The following is a 14,504-nucleotide window of genomic DNA, read 5'->3' as shown; positions in this document are numbered from 1 at the left end:
CTATGCTCAGGCGTTCTGCGTTTCCAGCACGCCGCGGCGCATCTGGTCGAGTTCGATGCTTTCGAACAGCGCCTTGAAGTTGCCCTCGCCAAAGCCCTGGTCGCCCTTGCGCTGGATGATCTCGAAAAAGATCGGGCCGATGACGGTCTGGGTGAAGATCTGCAGCAGCAGGCGTTTTTCAGGTTGCGTCGTGCCGTCGAGCAGGATGCGATCGGCGCGCAGGCGCTCCACCGCTTCACCGTGGCCAGGCAGGCGTTTGTGGAGCAGTTCGTAATAGGTGTCGGGGGTGCCGAGAAACTCCACCCCGGCGCGTCGAAGGCCTTCCACCGTGGCGTAGATGTCGTCGGTGGCCAGCGCAATGTGCTGAATACCCTCGCCGTGATAGCGGTCGAGATACTCCTGAATTTGTCCCGCTTTCTCCTGCCCCTCCTCGTTGATGGGGATGCGGATCTTGCCGCAGGGGCTGGTCATGGCCTTGCTCTTCACCCCGGTCACCTGGCCCTCGATATCGAAGTAGCGGATCTCGCGGAAGTTGAACAGCCGGGTATAGAAATCCGCCCATTCGCCCATGCGGCCGCGGTGCACGTTGTGGGTGAGGTGATCGATGGTGGTCAGGCCGGCGCCCACGTGCTCCGCCGCAGCATCGTTCACTGGCTCGAAGTCCACGTCGTAAATCGAGATGTCGCCGATGCCGCCGTTGCGCCCATCCTTGCCGCGCCAGCGATCGACGAAGTAGATCAGGCTGTCGCCGATACCCTTGATCGCCGGGATGTTCAGCTCCATCGGGCCGCTGCGGCTGTCGAAGCCCCAGGCGCCCAGTTCCAGCGCGCGCTTGTAGGCGGCGTTGGCGTCGTGCACACGGAAGGCAATGGCGCAGATGCTGGGGCCGTGCAGCCGGGCGAAGCGCTGCGCGAACGAGTCTGGCTCGGCGTTGACGATGAAGTTGATGCCGCCCTGGCGCCACAAGGTCACGTTCTTGTGACGATGGCGGGCCACCGCGCGAAAGCCGAGTTGGGCGAACAGAGCGCCGAGCTTTTCGGGCTCCGGCGCGGCATACTCGACAAACTCGAAGCCGTCGGTGCCCATGGGGTTCGAGGCGGAGGAGGTATTCAAGGTATTCATGCGGCTGTCTCCTTTTTTTGGAATACACAAACTGTAGGCCAGCACTCGCGCAGGGTTTCAGCAAAACTCGCGCCATTTTGGCGTATTGCGGGAAAATCCTGCGCGCATTATCCCGTACGATCCGATAAGCTGCACACATCCGCAACCCACTATCCAATCCGAGCGAAGGCCCGCCCATGAACCGCCCGCCCAGGAGCCGCGTATGGGACATCTCCCCGACTGTCTCGCCCTCCGCCCCGGTGTTTCCGGGCGACGAGCCGTTTTCTCTGGAGTGGACGGCGCGGCTCGGCCCCGGCTGCCCGGTCAATCTCAGCGCCGTGCGGTTTTCGCCCCACGTTGGCGCGCATGCGGACGCGCCGCTGCACTACGCGAACGACGGCGCGAGCATCGACGCGGTAGGCCTTGCGCCGTATCTGGGCCCATGCCGGGTGATTCACGCCCTGGATTGCGGCGCCCTGATCGACATCGCCCATCTGCAACATGCCGCAGCAAACCTGCCCCCGCGCGTGTTGGTGCGTACCCGCCACCGCGCGCTGACGGTCTGGACGGAGGACTTTGCTGCGTTCGCCCCCACGACGGTGAGCTGGCTGGCCGTGCAAGGCGTGACCCTCATCGGGCTCGACACCCCGTCGATCGATCCCGCAAGCAGCAAGACACTCGACAGCCACGCGCAACTCTTGCAGCATGAGCTGCGCGTGCTCGAAAACCTCGTGCTCGATGACGTTCCCGAAGGCGACTATGAGCTGATTGCCCTCCCCCTGAAGCTGCAAGGCGCCTGCGCCTCGCCGGTGCGCGCGGTGCTGCGCGAACTTTGACCTCCTCCTTCTTCCTATGCCAACGCTACAACGCCAAGACGGCCTCGCGCTCGACGCCGCCGATCCCCTCGCCCCGCTGCGCGAACAGTTCACCCTGCCCGACGGCGTCATCTACCTCGACGGCAATTCGCTCGGCGCCCTGCCCCGGGCAACCGCCGCGCGCGTGCAAACCGTGCTCACCGAGGAATGGGGCGAAGGCCTGATTCGCAGCTGGAACACGGCGGGCTGGATCGATCTGCCCCGGCGCGTGGGCAACAAGATCGCCCGCCTCGTGGGCGCCGCGCCCGACGAACTGGTGGTGACCGACTCCACCTCCATCAACCTCTACAAAGTGCTCAGCGCCGCGCTGTCCATCGCCCGCGCCGATGCGCCGCAGCGCCGCGTCATCGTTTCCGAGCGGGAAAATTTCCCGACCGATCTCTATATGGCCCAGTCGCTCGCCGCGCAGCACGGCATGCAGCTTGAACTCGTGGAGCAGGGCCAGGCCCTCGGCCGCCTGCACGACGACGTGGCCGTGCTCCTGCTCACGCAGGTGAACTATCGCAGCGGTGCGCTGTACGACATGGCCGCTGTCACCGCAGCGGCCCACGCGGCGGGTGCACTGACGGTGTGGGATCTGGCGCATTCCGCCGGGGCGGTGCCGGTCGATCTCAACGGCGCGCAAGCCGATTTCGCCATCGGCTGCGGCTATAAATACCTCAACGGCGGCCCGGGTGCGCCCGCCTTTGTCTGGGTGCATGCGCGCCATGTCAACCGGGTGGAGCAGCCGCTGTCAGGCTGGCACGGCCACGCGGCGCCCTTCGTTTTCACCCGCGACTACCAGCCCGCTCAGGGCATTGCGCGCTACCTCTGCGGCACGTCGACCTTGCTTTCGCTGGCCGCGCTCGATTGCGGCGTGGACACGCTGCTCGCCGCCGAGCCCATGGGCGGCATGCAGGCGCTACGTCGCAAGTCTGTGGCGCTCAGCGACCTGTTCATCCGCCTCGTTCACGAGCAACTGAGCGCGTATCCGCTCACCTTCGCCACCCCGCTCGACGCCGCCCGGCGCGGCAGCCAAGTCTCGCTGACCTTCGACGGCGACGGCTACGCCGTGATGCAGGCCCTGATCGCCCGCAGGGTGATCGGCGACTTCCGCGCCGGAGACAAAACCCGCGGCGATGCCGACCTGCTGCGCTTTGGCTTCACTCCCCTTTACCTGCGTTATGTCGATGTGTTCGACGCCGTGCAGACGCTGCGCGACGTACTCGACAGCGGCGTCTGGCGAGAGGCGCGATTCGCCCGCAAGGGAGCAGTGACATGAGCGCCGCTCAGCCAGCAGCCAGAGGCGAGGAGATCGTGCGCGAGGAAGGCGCGCAACTCGATTTTTCGCAGTCGATGAGCTATGGCGACTACCTGCATCTCGACGAGCTACTCGGCGCGCAGCATCCGCTCTCGCCCACGCACAACGAGATGCTGTTCATCATTCAGCACCAGACCAGCGAACTCTGGTTGAAGCTGATGCTGCATGAGTTGCACGCCGCGCTCGATTGCGTGCGCGCCGACGCGCTGCAGCCGGCGTTCAAGATGCTGTCGCGCGTGTCACGCATCATGGAGCAACTCGTCCACGCCTGGGACGTTCTCGCCACCATGACGCCCAGCGAATACACCGCGCTGCGGCCGTATCTGGCCAGTTCCAGCGGTTTTCAAAGCTGGCAATATCGATGCATTGAATTCCGGCTGGGCAACAAAAATGCGGCCATGCTGCGCCCGCATGCCCACCGGCCGGACCACCTCGCCACGGTAGAGGCCGCCTGGCGCGCGCCCAGCCTATACGACGAAGCCCTGCGCCTGCTCGCCCGCCGCGGCCTGCCCATTCCCCAGACCCACCTCGATCGCGACTGGGCGCAACCGTATGCCGCCCACGCAGAAGTGGAGCAAGCTTGGCTGACGGTATACCGCTCGCCCGAAGATCACTGGGACCTTTACCAGCTCGGCGAAGAACTGGTTGATCTCGAAGATGCGTTTCGCCTCTGGCGCTTCCGCCACGTCACCACCGTCGAGCGCGTCATCGGTTTCAAGCGCGGCACCGGCGGCACCGGCGGCGTGCCTTATTTGCGCAAGATGCTCGACACCGTGCTGTTTCCCGAGTTGTGGACTCTGCGCACCGATCTGTGAGCCCGCCCGCCATGCGCAAACCCCCGACTGAAGACATCGACCGCATCGACCGCAAGCTGCTGGCCCTGCTGCAGACCGATGCACGACTGACGCAGGAAAAGCTGGCCGAGCAGATCGGGCTTTCCGCCTCGGCCGTTCAGCGACGCATCCGGCGGCTGGAGCAGATCGGGGTCATCGAGGGCTATCGCGCCATCGTCAGCCCGCGCGCACTCGGCCTCAGCCTGAGCGCCCTGCTCAGTGTCCGCCTGGAAAAACACCGTGCCAGCAACCAGCGTTCGCCGCAAGACCTTTTTCGCGCCGCCGTTCAAGGCTGGCCCGAAGTGGTGGAATGCCTGGCGATGACCGGCGAGATGGACTACTTGCTGCGCGTGCATGTGCAAGACATGGAGCACTACGCCCACTTCGTGCTCGAAACCCTGCTCAAACACGAAAGCGTCGAAGACGTGAAATCCAGCTTCGTGCTCACCGAGGTCAAACCCTTCACCGGCATTTCAGTCTGATCGTCTACGTGAGCCGCTCATGAGAAAACGCAGGGCCGCCCCAAGTTTTCTCATCCCCCTCGGGGGGCCTGACGCGAACGCGGCAGGTCTGGGGGCGCTCTCAGCAATCAGACCCGCCGGGCATAGCTGCCGAGCAAGGCCTGCTCCAGTGCCGCGGTTTTGCGCTCGAACTGGGACGACGCAATGAGCGAGCGCTCGATCAGCCCCGCACGCACGGCAGTAGCGTACTGATCTCGCAGCGCGTCGAACGGCCAGTAAAGCACCTGCCGACTGACCGCATGGACCGATCCTACCCAGCCTTCGGACAGAGCCAGCCACGGCGCAGACGCTGCAGACGCGCACACCGGGCCGTGCTGCGCTGCAGCAAACGACGTCACCATGAATGGCGCTCCGTTTGATTTCGCGCCACATCGACCCAGGTCCAATCTTGGGTATGAGAGCCGCGCATTTCCAACTCGCGCACGCGGCGTTCAAAGTCACAGGCGTCGACGGATTGGGCAAGATAGTGCTCGTCCGCGCCCTGGTGCGTCTCGATGCTGGACAGGAGTTTGTCGAGAAAATGCTTGAAGTGATTCATGATGAGGTGCGGGTGATTCCTTGTGGGAACAGCCGCAAAAGAATAAGGGATAACCCTAATATTAGCCTGCTTGCCAACAAGCTGCGCGATCAGGGCTATTGCATGTTGCGTTGCAGCATCACTGCACCCTTCCCGCAGTACTCTTCCCATCAGAACGCGGTGAATCCTCCTTCGCTGGCCAGCGAACCCACGCCCGGCATGTCCTGTGCGCCTTGCCGCTTGCGCTCTGCACGCGACAGCACGACGGGAACGCGCTCACCATTCAGGCGGAACTGCACCATGGCCTTTTCGAGAAACTTCGCCTGCTCGCTCAAGTCTTCCGCCGTCGCGGCCAGTTCTTCTGATGCCGAGGCGTTGTGCTGGGTCACCGTGTTGAGTTGCGCGACGGCCTGAGAGATTTGCTGAACCCCCGTGGCCTGCTCGCTTGACGCCGCGCTGATTTCATCCACGAGCTGCGAAGTCTTGGCGATGGCGGGCACGATCTCCTGGAGCAGATCACCCGCCCGATCGGCTTGGTGAAGCGTGGAGGTCGCCAGTTCGCTGATTTCGCGCGCGGCCGCCTGACTCTTTTCGGCCAGCTTGCGCACTTCGGCCGCAACCACCGCAAATCCCTTGCCTTGCTCTCCGGCCCGCGCGGCTTCAATCGCGGCGTTGAGCGCCAGCATATTGGTCTGGTAGGCGATGTCGTCGATGATGGAAATCCGCTCGGCGATGCTTTGCATCGCCTGCACCGTTTGCGCCACCGCGGTGCCGCCTTCGCTCGCCTGATGCGCAGCGGCCTGCGCAAGGGTGTTGGTCTGCCGGGCGCTCTCGGCATTTTGTTCGATGGAGGCACCCGTCTGCTCCAGCGTGGCCGACGTCTCTTCGACCGAGGCGGCCTGCTCCGACGCGGCCTGTGCCAGCCCCTGCGAGGCCGAGGCGATTTCCTGCGAACCTGTCGTGATCTGCGCGGCGGCGGCGCGAATGTCCTGCACCATGCTGCTGAGGTTTCCGCGCATGGTGTCCAGCGTCTGGCGCAAACGGTTTGCGCCACGCGTGTCGGTGGACACTTCGCCCAAGATCAGATTGCCCGCCGATACGGCTTCCATCTCTTTTTGCAGCGCATCGATGGGCTGCAACAGTTGACGCCGCACGGTCCAGACGAGCGATGCCAGTCCGCCCATCAGCACCACCGACAGCCCCATCTGCAGTGTGCTGATCGCCAAGCCTGCAATTTGCAGATAGCCAGCTTGCTCGGCTCCGCCAAGCGCCAGCATCAACAGGGCGATGAGCAGCAAACCCGCGCTGAAAAAGGAAACGGCCCGCTGTTGCAACACCTGCGCACCCTCGCTCAACCATCCGCGCAAGCCGGTGCGCGCTGGCTTTCCATGCCGCACCGTCCAGCCCTGCGCGCGCCCTTCTCGCAGCGAAGCGTAGAACTCTTGCGCCGCCCTCACCTGCTCGCGGCTGGGGAGCACCCGCAGTGACATATAGCCCACCATCCGGCCCTCTTCCCAGATGGGATTGGCATTGGCCTGAACCCAGTAGAAATCGCCGTTCTTGCAACGATTCTTCACCATGCCCTGCCACGGCTTGCCGGCTTGAAGATGGCGCCACATGTCATCAAACGCCTCAGGCGGCATGTCCGGGTGGCGCACGATGTTGTGGGCGGAACCCAGCAATTCGTCCTCGGAAAATCCGCTGATCTCCAGAAAAGGCCGATTCACATAGGTGAGCCGCCCTTTGAGGTCGGTCTTGGAGACGATGTATTCATTTTTCCCAAACAGGCGCTCGGTCTGGGTGACGGGCTGGTTGTTGCGCATGACTCCTCAAAGCCGCATGCTGGAGAACTTTTTCTGCATGACACGCGGCATATTCGAATATCTAGATAACGGCCCCCAAGGCTCGCGCTTGAGGCGCATCGCACAATAGTTTGATCTAGATCATGCCAATCAGGCAGCCGCTCATCGGCCTAACATAATGCTGTGGTCGGTTCTAAGGATGGATTTGGATGCCCTCGTCCAGTTCACCGTAAAGGATCACGCCGGAATGATGATCAGCCGACGCCCCAGGCGCAGCGCAAGCGCTCAGACAAAGACAGGCCAGCGTGAGCCAGATCAAAAGTCTCATGAGTCGGTTCCTTTTCATCGCCCATTGCGCACGGAGCGGTCTCCCCCTCGAGGGGGCAGCCGAGCAAAAAAAACCTGGCGCCCCTTAGAATGCGGGTTAACCCTAGACTTACATCGGTGCCATCATGGGCATAGTGAAACAAATTCTCAATTTCTTCTTCGGCTCAAACGGCAGCTCTGCCGAAACGATCCGACTTTTTGCCGTGCGTACAACCAGCCTGAATGAGCTGGAGCACATGCTGCGCGACCGTCGCGCTCTTCATCGGCATTGACGCGGCGATCATCCTGCGCGCAAGGCGCACCCCTGCGCCTTCACTCCACCAGTTTTTCCAGCTTGGCTTTATCGAAATGCTCGGTGCGCAGCGCCTCGGGCGGACAGGTCTCGGCCGGGCAAACGCCGTGACGCTCAAGCGCTTGCCAGAGCAGCGCGACCTGATGTTCGAGCTGCGCGGCATGGTCGATCAACCCGAGCACCGCGCGTGATTGCGGGTCGTCGCCGTTCTGAGTGACGGCATAGGCGGAAAACCCCATGCGCGCTGCCGTGGCCTCGCGCTGCTGATCCACTTCTTTCTGGAGGATGCGCGCGGGGTTGCCCACAGCGGTCGCCCCGGCTGGAACCGCCTTGACGACCACCGCGTTCGAGCCGATGCGCGCGCCCTCGCCCACGGTGAAGCCGCCGAGCACTTGCGCCCCGGCGCCGACCACCACGCCCGCTTCCAGAGTGGGGTGCCGTTTGGCGCCCTTATAGAGCGAGGTGCCGCCCAGCGTCACGCCTTGGTAGATGGTGCAGTCGTCGCCGATTTCCGCCGTTTCACCGATGACCACGCCCATGCCGTGGTCGATGAACACGCGCCGACCAATGGTGGCGCCGGGATGAATCTCGATGCCGGTGAGCCAGCGCCCCCAGTGCGAAATCCACCGCCCGAGCCAGTGCCAGCCGCGCTTCCAGCAGGCATGCGCCATGCTGTGAAACAGCAAGGCGTGCAGGCCCGGATAACAGGTGACAACCTCCCAGGTCGAACGCGCGGCAGGGTCGCGCTCCAAGATGATCTGGATGGTCTCACGCAATCGTTGCAGCATGGATCGGTCGCTTTACAGCTAGTGAAGGGAAAGGTCAGTGTATTGAACCCTGATTTTCCATGCCGCGGCATCAGCCCTTCGGCACTTTGCGCAGTACGGCGGTGCACACCCCGCGCAAAATCTGCACTTCGTCGCGCGTGAGTTCTGCTCGCGAAGCCAGACGCTGCAACCTCGGCAGCAGTTTGCGCGGCGCGTTGGGGTCGAGCACCTCCAAGGCCAGCAAAGCCTGCTCGACATGCGCCAGCATCCCCTGCACCTCTCCCGCCGTCGCCGCCACGCTTTCGGTCTGCGCAGGCTGCACCGCATGCAGCCCGACCTCTTTACGCCACTCCCACGCGATGACCTGCACCGCCTGCGCGAGATTGAGCGAGGTGTAGGCCGGATTGGCGGGAATGCTCAGCAGGGCATCGCAGCGATACACGTCGGCGTTGCTCAGCCCGAAGCGTTCGCTACCGAAAACAAACGCCACGCGCCGCCCCTGCTCCGCACTTCGCTGCGCCAGTTGGGGCAACCACTCCGGCGTGTGCAGCGGAGGGCCGAAATCGCGCACCCGCGCCGACAGCGCCACGACCACGCCGCAGTCCGCCACGGCGTCACCCAGTTCTCCGTGCACTTGCGCAGTCTTCAGCACATCTTCCGCGCCGCTGGCGAAAGCCAGGGTTTCGGGCTGTGTGAGCACATCGGCAAAGCGCGGAGCGACCAGCCGCAGGTTGGCGAAACCCATGTTCTTGAGGGCGCGCGCCGCGGCGCCCACATTGCCCGGATGACTGGTGCCCACGAGCACGAAGACCGTGTCATCCAGCGACGGTGCACACGCGGCCGCCTCGGCGTCGATAAAATGCGCGTCTTTCATCTGTTCTTTGTCACTTCCCGAAATTTCTCGCGCCATTGTCGTTGCTGGCGCTCAGGACACCATGCACCCCATGCTCAATGTGGCCGTTCGCGCAGCGCGCGAAGCCGGCAAAATCATCAACCGCGCGAGTCTCGATATTGACCTGCTGCGCGTCGCGCAAAAAGCCGCCAACGATTTCGTCACCGAAGTCGATCGCGCCGCCGAGCAAGCCATCATCGACGTGCTGCTCAAGGCCTATCCGCAGCATGGCATTCTGGGAGAAGAGACTGGTAGCGCCTTCGGCGATGCCTCGTCGGAATATCAGTGGATCATCGACCCACTCGATGGCACCACCAACTTCATACACGGCATGCCGGTGTACGCCGTCTCCATCGCACTGGCCCATCGCGGCGTGGTGCAACAGGCCGTGGTTTACGACCCGACCCGCGACGAACTCTTCACCGCCACGCGCGGCGCCGGGGCGTTTCTCAACAGCCGCCGCATCCGCGTTTCCAACCGCGTGCGGCTGGAAGACAGTCTCATCGGCACCGGGTTTCCGTTTCGCAAGAACGACGACATCGACACCTATCTCGAAATGTTCAAGCTCGTGGCGCAGCGCTGCGTCGGCCTGCGCCGCCCGGGCGCTGCCGCCATCGACCTGGCCTACGTGGCTGCGGGGCGCTACGACGGATTTTTCGAAACAGGGCTCAAACCCTGGGACATTGCCGCCGGCAGTCTGCTGATCACCGAGGCCGGTGGCCTGGTGGGCAATTTTGCCGGCGATGGCGACTTCCTTTTCACCGGTGAAGTGCTCGCCGCCACGCCCCGCGTCTATGGTCAGATCGTCAGCCTGTTGCAGCGGTTTTCCAAAGTCTCCCCAGCAGAATCAGAATCGGGGCGCCGCGCGGAGCCCGATTCCTCTATGACCGCCGCTCAAGTCGAGCTGATGACTGCTGCGGCCGACAAAAAATCGGGCACTCTGGCCGTACCCGAAAGCAAACGGGTGAAGGCGGCACCGCGCCGCATCAAAGCCAGCGACGTTGCCCAGCCGCGGCAAACCGAAAAGTCGCTTCCCCCTTCCGTCTACAAGCCCAAACGCCCTAAGGAATAGATCGGCAACTCATTGAAATTATTGAGATTTCAATAATTTTGCTGCAACGCACAAATTTTTCTTGCAATTCAAGAAGTCATCTCTACAATATGGATTGTGCAGTGCACAAATGAACCTGAGAAGGCCGTCATCTTCGTGACACCGTTGCGGGTTCAAAATGTGTTGGCTGCCGCCCCCTTTAGCAGTTCAACCGCAGCCAACGCCCTCAACCCAGGAGAGACATCATGATGACCCCCGAGCAATTCGCCGCAGCACAAAAAGCCCAGTTCGAAACCTTTTTCGGTCTGGCCGCCAAGTCCATGGACAACATGGAAAAACTGGTTGACCTGAACATGCAAGCCGTCAAGACCTCGCTGCAAGAAAGCGCCGATCACACCATGGCGCTTCTGTCGGTCAAAGACCTGCAAGAACTGTCGACCCTGCAATCGGGCTGGATGCAGCCGATGGCCGAGAAGGTTCTGTCCTACTCACGTCATGCCTACGAAATTGCCTCTGGCGCCCAGGCCGAATTGGCCAAGACCGCCGAGTCGCAAATTTCTGAAACCCACAAGAAGTTCATGGACCTGGCCGAATCCGCCGCCAAGAATGCCCCGGCCGGTTCGGAAACCGCCGTGGCCATGATGAAAAGCGCCATGAACGCTGCCAACAACGCCTATGACTCGGTGCAGAAAGTCACCAAGCAGGCCGCCGAAGCAGTGGAAGCCAATATGAACGCCGTAACCAGCACCGCAATGAAAGCGGCGCAAACCACCAGCCGCACCGCCGCCAAGCGCGCCGCAGCCTGATCGTTCAGCCGTTATTTCGCGGTGTGGTGGCTTGTCAACTTTTGCTCCCACGCTGCGTTGATGGCTCATGTGGCTGAGCGGCCGATTCAAAAAGCGCCGCCTATCGCCCAAACAGTTGTCTCCTCGGTACCCCAAAGGTACCCTTCCAGCCGGTCTCTGACCGGCTTTTTTTTGCCAATCTTCAAGCCTTGCAAACCTGCCGATCAAGCTCACCCAACAGAGCGCTCAGCGTTTGCAGGGTGGTCATGGGATGGTGGGCGAGGCGGGCCATTTCCAGCGGAGCGTGCAGCAAGGCGGCGATCTCCAGTGCGCGGCCGCGCTCCAGGTCTTGCAGGGTGGACGTTTTCACCGGGCCGATGCCGCGGGCGATCTCCATGCGCTGCTCGATGCTGACCAGCGGATCGCAGCCATAGGCCCGCGCCAGGCCCATGATCTCGGCCATGCCGTCGCGGATGAGGGCGACGAGTTCGGGGTTGTCGCAGATGGCGTTCATGCGCGCTCGCGTCAGCGCGGCCACCGGGTTGAAGGTGGCATTGCCGACGAGTTTCATCCAGATAGCGTCGCGGATGCGGTCGGTGACTTCCGGCTCGCAGCCCGCCGCACGCAAGAGGTCGGCCAGCGCCTGCACGCGTGGGCTGCGCGTGTGTGTGGGTTCGCCGATCACATAGCGGTATTGCCCATTGCCGCGTATCACGCCGGGGCTGGCCACCTCGGCGCTGGCGTGCACGACGCAGCCCACGAGATGCGCCGGGTCGATGGCGCCCAGCAAGCGGCCACCGGGGTCGATGCTTTCCAGATGCGCGGTGCGCCCCTGCGCCGTGCGCGCCTGCGGGCTGGTGTCGGCGTGGAAATACCACCAGGGCACGCCGTTGATGGCGGGCAGCACAACCGTATCGGCATGCAGCAAAGGGCGAAGCTGCGGCAGAACGGGGCCGAGTTGATGCGCCTTCAGGCCCAGAATCACGAGATCTTGCGGCGCGAAATCGGCCAGATCGTCGCTGGCCTGCACCTCGACACAAACCCGCTCTTGCGGGTCTTCCAGACACAGCCCGGCGCGCTGAATCGCCTGCAGATGCGCACCACGCGCCAGCACGCTGACCGTGTGTCCGGCTGCCGCAAGCCGAACGGCCAGCGTACCGCCCACGGCGCCTGCGCCAACAACCAGAATTTTCCAGGGGGATGCCATGCTCTTGCTCCTCGTAGCACGTTCAGCCGTGCGCAAATAGACAACTCTCCAACGACAATAGCACGCAAAAAACTCCTCCCATGCTGACACCGCGACAAGTCCTCGTATTGCTCCACGGCCGCTACTTCACTAGCGGGCTGGTGTCGGCCGTGGGCGTCGCCCTGTTCGGCTTGGTGACTTACGCAATCGCGGGCTTGGGCCCTGCGATCGCCCTGGGCAGCGGCGCGCTCACCGTCTGCTTCGCCGACAACCCGGCGCCCACCCGGGTCAAGCGTGTGGAGTTGTTGTTTACCAGCGTGGCGAGCACGGTTGCCTTCGCGCTGGTCGGCGCCAGCCTGTGGTGGCCTGCGGTGCAGATCGTGCTCATTCCCGTGCTGGGTTTTATCAGCGGGTTGATCGCCGTGTGGGGCAAGCGGGCGCTGGCGATGAGTTTCAGCGTGCTGTTCATTTCGGTCATCACCGTGGGTTCTCCGCCATTGCAAGGCCCGGTGCAACTGGCGGCGGCCGTGGCGCTGTTTTTCATCGGCGCATTGCTCTACACCGCCTATGCCCTGCTGCTGGCGCGCTGGCTGCGTCGGCGAACCAAAGAGCAGGCGTTGGCCGAGTTGCTGGCGCAGTTGGGACAGTTTGCGCATTGGCTGGCGAATCACTTCGGCGGGCAGTCTTCTGGATTGAGCGGCGCGGTAGCGCAACTCACCGCGATCAACGACACCTTGCAGAACACGCGCGACATCGTGCTGCGGGATGTGCGCACCGCGGCGGATCGCGCCCTGGCGGCGCGGCTGATTCTGCTGCTGGAGGTCAACGAAGCCCTGCTGGCCGGCCAGACCGATGGCGACCTGATTCTCAAGCAGTTCGACGCCACGCCCGTGCCCGATGCGCTGCGCGACTGGGCGCAGCGCATCGGCAATGCCCTCGACCAGCGCGCCGACGCCTTGTTGCGCGGCAGGCCGGCCAACACCCTGCCGGCCCACCTGCCCTGCGCGCAAACCATCGAGCATGCACTCGCCACCCTGCAGCCCAGCCAGCCCAGCGCCGAATTCGAGCAGGCCCGCATGGCCTTGCGCGCCAGTGCCGACAAGTTTCAGCGCATCAGCGATCTGCTCGCTCAAGAAAAACCCGTCGGGTCGCCGACTCAGCCCGATCCACTGCAGGGTATGGATCTGCAGGCCTTTCTCAGCCCGCTGCGCTACGACCCGAACGCGCTGTGGCAATCCATCCGCTTTGAATCACCTATCCTGCGTTATGCCATCCGTCTAGCGCTGGCCTTGTTCGCAGGCGAGTTGGTGCTGCGCGCCCTGCCCTATCACCCGCATGACTACTGGGTGTTGCTGACCATCGGCGTGATTCTGCGGCCGAATTACAGCGTCACCCGCCAGCGCATCAAAGACCGTGTGCTGGGCACGCTTCTGGGCTGCATCCTGGTTGCGGCCCTGCTCTCCACCCACCCGTCGTTGGGGGTGATGACGCTGGGGGTGTTTGTCTCCCTGGCCTTTGCGCGCACCTTCATCACTCTCAACTACCGCTTCACCGCCCTGTTCGCCAGCGTCAACGCCCTGCTGCTCGTGGCCTTGCTGGAGCCGGGCACCCAGTTTCTGGTCACCCAGCGCCTGCAAGACACGCTGATTGGTGCGGCGCTGGCCTGGGCTTTCAGCTTTGTGCTGCCCAGGTGGGAGGCCAACGATCTGCGCCGCCAGGTCGATGCCCTGCAGCGCGCCGCGCTGGGCTATGCGCGGGCCGTGCTCGACCCGCAGCAGGTCAGCGACCTGAACTACCGCCGCGAGCGCAAGCGCATTCAAGACGCGCTCGCCGCCGTGGGCGGCCTGCACGCCCGCATGCTGGAAGAGCCGCGTCAGCATCAGCTCATGCGGCGCGAACTCGCCGCGTTCATCGCCCACAGCGATCTGCTCAGCGCCCACCTCGCCACCTTGCGCGTGCTCAGGGCGCAGCGCGGCGACCGGGTGCTGTCTGCCGCCGAGCAGGCCCGCCTGCGCCACACCCTAGCCCTGTTGCAAGGCTGTCTCGGTCTAGACGGGCAGGCGACGTGCATCGAAGCGGCCGAAACCGGCGCCATCGACACCCCGATCGAGCGCCGCCTGCGCGAGGTGGAAGCGGAAGGGCGCACGATCGCCCAGTTGTCGCGTCAAATCCTTTCGCCCGTCGCCACCTAAAATAGCCGTTTGCGCGGCAACGCCCGCACGCCCCGGCACTCCCGGCCGGGCGCACTCCACCCC

General features: G+C 63.7%; 15 protein-coding genes. 8 read left to right on the top strand and 7 right to left on the bottom strand.

Features of this window, described 5'->3' with window-relative positions:
• Positions 1–6: 6 nt before the first annotated feature.
• On the bottom strand, positions 7–1,122 hold the full coding sequence (gene hppD, locus THI_RS05740) for a 4-hydroxyphenylpyruvate dioxygenase (protein ID WP_013105297.1): 1,116 nt from the start codon (positions 1,120–1,122) through the stop codon (positions 7–9).
• Positions 1,123–1,298: 176 nt separating this feature from the next.
• Between hppD and kynB the strand changes: the two genes are divergently transcribed.
• The 4 genes from kynB to THI_RS05720 are packed head-to-tail and all read left to right on the top strand — an operon-like array spanning position 1,299 to position 4,591.
• Positions 1,299–1,937, top strand: coding sequence for an arylformamidase (gene kynB / locus THI_RS05735; RefSeq protein WP_013105296.1), 639 nt, complete (start codon positions 1,299–1,301; stop codon positions 1,935–1,937).
• A 16-nt stretch (positions 1,938–1,953) separates the two neighbouring features.
• Positions 1,954–3,237, top strand: a complete 1,284-nt coding sequence (gene kynU, locus THI_RS05730) for a kynureninase (protein ID WP_013105295.1) — start codon at positions 1,954–1,956, stop codon at positions 3,235–3,237.
• Positions 3,234–4,091 (top strand): tryptophan 2,3-dioxygenase, encoded by an 858-nt coding sequence (gene kynA / locus THI_RS05725; protein WP_013105294.1) that lies wholly within the window; start codon positions 3,234–3,236, stop codon positions 4,089–4,091. Before kynU ends, kynA begins: the two co-directional genes overlap by 4 nt.
• Before the next feature lie 11 nt (positions 4,092–4,102).
• A complete protein-coding gene (locus THI_RS05720; RefSeq protein ID WP_013105293.1) occupies positions 4,103–4,591 on the top strand; it encodes an Lrp/AsnC family transcriptional regulator in 489 nt (162 codons plus the stop codon).
• Positions 4,592–4,698: 107 nt separating this feature from the next.
• On the opposite strand, the gene THI_RS05715 is transcribed toward THI_RS05720, so the two are convergent.
• The 3 genes from THI_RS05715 to THI_RS05705 form a co-directional block, all read right to left on the bottom strand.
• A complete protein-coding gene (locus THI_RS05715; RefSeq protein ID WP_041608919.1) occupies positions 4,699–4,971 on the bottom strand; it encodes a hypothetical protein in 273 nt (90 codons plus the stop codon).
• Positions 4,965–5,168, bottom strand: a complete 204-nt coding sequence (locus THI_RS05710) for a DUF3563 family protein (protein WP_013105291.1) — start codon at positions 5,166–5,168, stop codon at positions 4,965–4,967. Before THI_RS05710 ends, THI_RS05715 begins: the two co-directional genes overlap by 7 nt.
• A gap of 149 nt (positions 5,169–5,317) precedes the next feature.
• A complete protein-coding gene (locus tag THI_RS05705) occupies positions 5,318–6,970 on the bottom strand; it encodes a methyl-accepting chemotaxis protein (protein WP_013105290.1) in 1,653 nt (550 codons plus the stop codon).
• Positions 6,971–7,401: 431 nt separating this feature from the next.
• Here THI_RS05705 and THI_RS18765 point away from each other — a divergent pair, with 431 nt between their 5' ends.
• Complete coding sequence (locus tag THI_RS18765) at positions 7,402–7,548, top strand: hypothetical protein (RefSeq protein ID WP_155816238.1); 147 nt, start codon at positions 7,402–7,404, stop codon at positions 7,546–7,548.
• Between the two features lie 40 nt (positions 7,549–7,588).
• On the opposite strand, the gene cysE is transcribed toward THI_RS18765, so the two are convergent.
• Together cysE and THI_RS05695 are read right to left on the bottom strand one after the other, a co-directional pair.
• Positions 7,589–8,356 carry a serine O-acetyltransferase gene (cysE, locus tag THI_RS05700; protein WP_013105289.1) on the bottom strand — a complete coding sequence of 256 codons (768 nt, stop codon included), beginning with the start codon at positions 8,354–8,356 and terminating at the stop codon, positions 7,589–7,591.
• Between the two features lie 70 nt (positions 8,357–8,426).
• On the bottom strand, positions 8,427–9,209 hold the full coding sequence (locus tag THI_RS05695) for an RNA methyltransferase (RefSeq protein WP_013105288.1): 783 nt from the start codon (positions 9,207–9,209) through the stop codon (positions 8,427–8,429).
• Between the two features lie 61 nt (positions 9,210–9,270).
• Between THI_RS05695 and THI_RS05690 the strand changes: the two genes are divergently transcribed.
• Together THI_RS05690 and phaP are read left to right on the top strand one after the other, a co-directional pair.
• Positions 9,271–10,299 carry an inositol monophosphatase family protein gene (locus THI_RS05690; RefSeq protein WP_041608918.1) on the top strand — a complete coding sequence of 343 codons (1,029 nt, stop codon included), beginning with the start codon at positions 9,271–9,273 and terminating at the stop codon, positions 10,297–10,299.
• A 224-nt stretch (positions 10,300–10,523) separates the two neighbouring features.
• Complete coding sequence (gene phaP, locus THI_RS05685) at positions 10,524–11,084, top strand: TIGR01841 family phasin (protein ID WP_013105286.1); 561 nt, start codon at positions 10,524–10,526, stop codon at positions 11,082–11,084.
• Positions 11,085–11,265: 181 nt separating this feature from the next.
• On the opposite strand, the gene THI_RS05680 is transcribed toward phaP, so the two are convergent.
• The gene (locus tag THI_RS05680) at positions 11,266–12,270 is read right to left on the bottom strand and encodes a ketopantoate reductase family protein (RefSeq protein WP_013105285.1); all 1,005 of its coding nucleotides are present in this window, start codon (positions 12,268–12,270) and stop codon (positions 11,266–11,268) included.
• Between the two features lie 80 nt (positions 12,271–12,350).
• Between THI_RS05680 and THI_RS05675 the strand changes: the two genes are divergently transcribed.
• On the top strand, positions 12,351–14,441 hold the full coding sequence (locus THI_RS05675; RefSeq protein WP_013105284.1) for an FUSC family protein: 2,091 nt from the start codon (positions 12,351–12,353) through the stop codon (positions 14,439–14,441).
• Positions 14,442–14,504 lie beyond the last annotated feature (63 nt).

Origin of the sequence: Thiomonas arsenitoxydans, from assembly GCF_000253115.1 — a bacterium.
Classification (GTDB): domain Bacteria; phylum Pseudomonadota; class Gammaproteobacteria; order Burkholderiales; family Burkholderiaceae_C; genus Thiomonas; species Thiomonas arsenitoxydans.
Note: the sequence above shows the minus strand (reverse complement) of the source record. Positions and strands in the feature narration are given on the sequence as shown.

What these genes read in the sequence shown, in the direction of transcription:
- hppD (WP_013105297.1), bottom strand. Translation starts at nt 1,122, where the DNA reads ATGAATACCTTGAATACCTCCTCCGCCTCGAACCCCATGGGCACCGAC.
- THI_RS05720 (WP_013105293.1), top strand. Translation starts at nt 4,103, where the DNA reads ATGCGCAAACCCCCGACTGAAGACATCGACCGCATCGACCGCAAGCTG.
- THI_RS05680 (WP_013105285.1), bottom strand. Translation starts at nt 12,270, where the DNA reads ATGGCATCCCCCTGGAAAATTCTGGTTGTTGGCGCAGGCGCCGTGGGC.
- THI_RS05710 (WP_013105291.1), bottom strand. Translation starts at nt 5,168, where the DNA reads ATGAATCACTTCAAGCATTTTCTCGACAAACTCCTGTCCAGCATCGAG.
- THI_RS18765 (WP_155816238.1), top strand. Translation starts at nt 7,402, where the DNA reads ATGGGCATAGTGAAACAAATTCTCAATTTCTTCTTCGGCTCAAACGGC.
- THI_RS05690 (WP_041608918.1), top strand. Translation starts at nt 9,271, where the DNA reads ATGCACCCCATGCTCAATGTGGCCGTTCGCGCAGCGCGCGAAGCCGGC.
- THI_RS05695 (WP_013105288.1), bottom strand. Translation starts at nt 9,209, where the DNA reads ATGAAAGACGCGCATTTTATCGACGCCGAGGCGGCCGCGTGTGCACCG.
- THI_RS05715 (WP_041608919.1), bottom strand. Translation starts at nt 4,971, where the DNA reads ATGGTGACGTCGTTTGCTGCAGCGCAGCACGGCCCGGTGTGCGCGTCT.
- kynU (WP_013105295.1), top strand. Translation starts at nt 1,954, where the DNA reads ATGCCAACGCTACAACGCCAAGACGGCCTCGCGCTCGACGCCGCCGAT.
- phaP (WP_013105286.1), top strand. Translation starts at nt 10,524, where the DNA reads ATGATGACCCCCGAGCAATTCGCCGCAGCACAAAAAGCCCAGTTCGAA.
- THI_RS05705 (WP_013105290.1), bottom strand. Translation starts at nt 6,970, where the DNA reads ATGCGCAACAACCAGCCCGTCACCCAGACCGAGCGCCTGTTTGGGAAA.
- kynA (WP_013105294.1), top strand. Translation starts at nt 3,234, where the DNA reads ATGAGCGCCGCTCAGCCAGCAGCCAGAGGCGAGGAGATCGTGCGCGAG.
- cysE (WP_013105289.1), bottom strand. Translation starts at nt 8,356, where the DNA reads ATGCTGCAACGATTGCGTGAGACCATCCAGATCATCTTGGAGCGCGAC.
- THI_RS05675 (WP_013105284.1), top strand. Translation starts at nt 12,351, where the DNA reads ATGCTGACACCGCGACAAGTCCTCGTATTGCTCCACGGCCGCTACTTC.
- kynB (WP_013105296.1), top strand. Translation starts at nt 1,299, where the DNA reads ATGAACCGCCCGCCCAGGAGCCGCGTATGGGACATCTCCCCGACTGTC.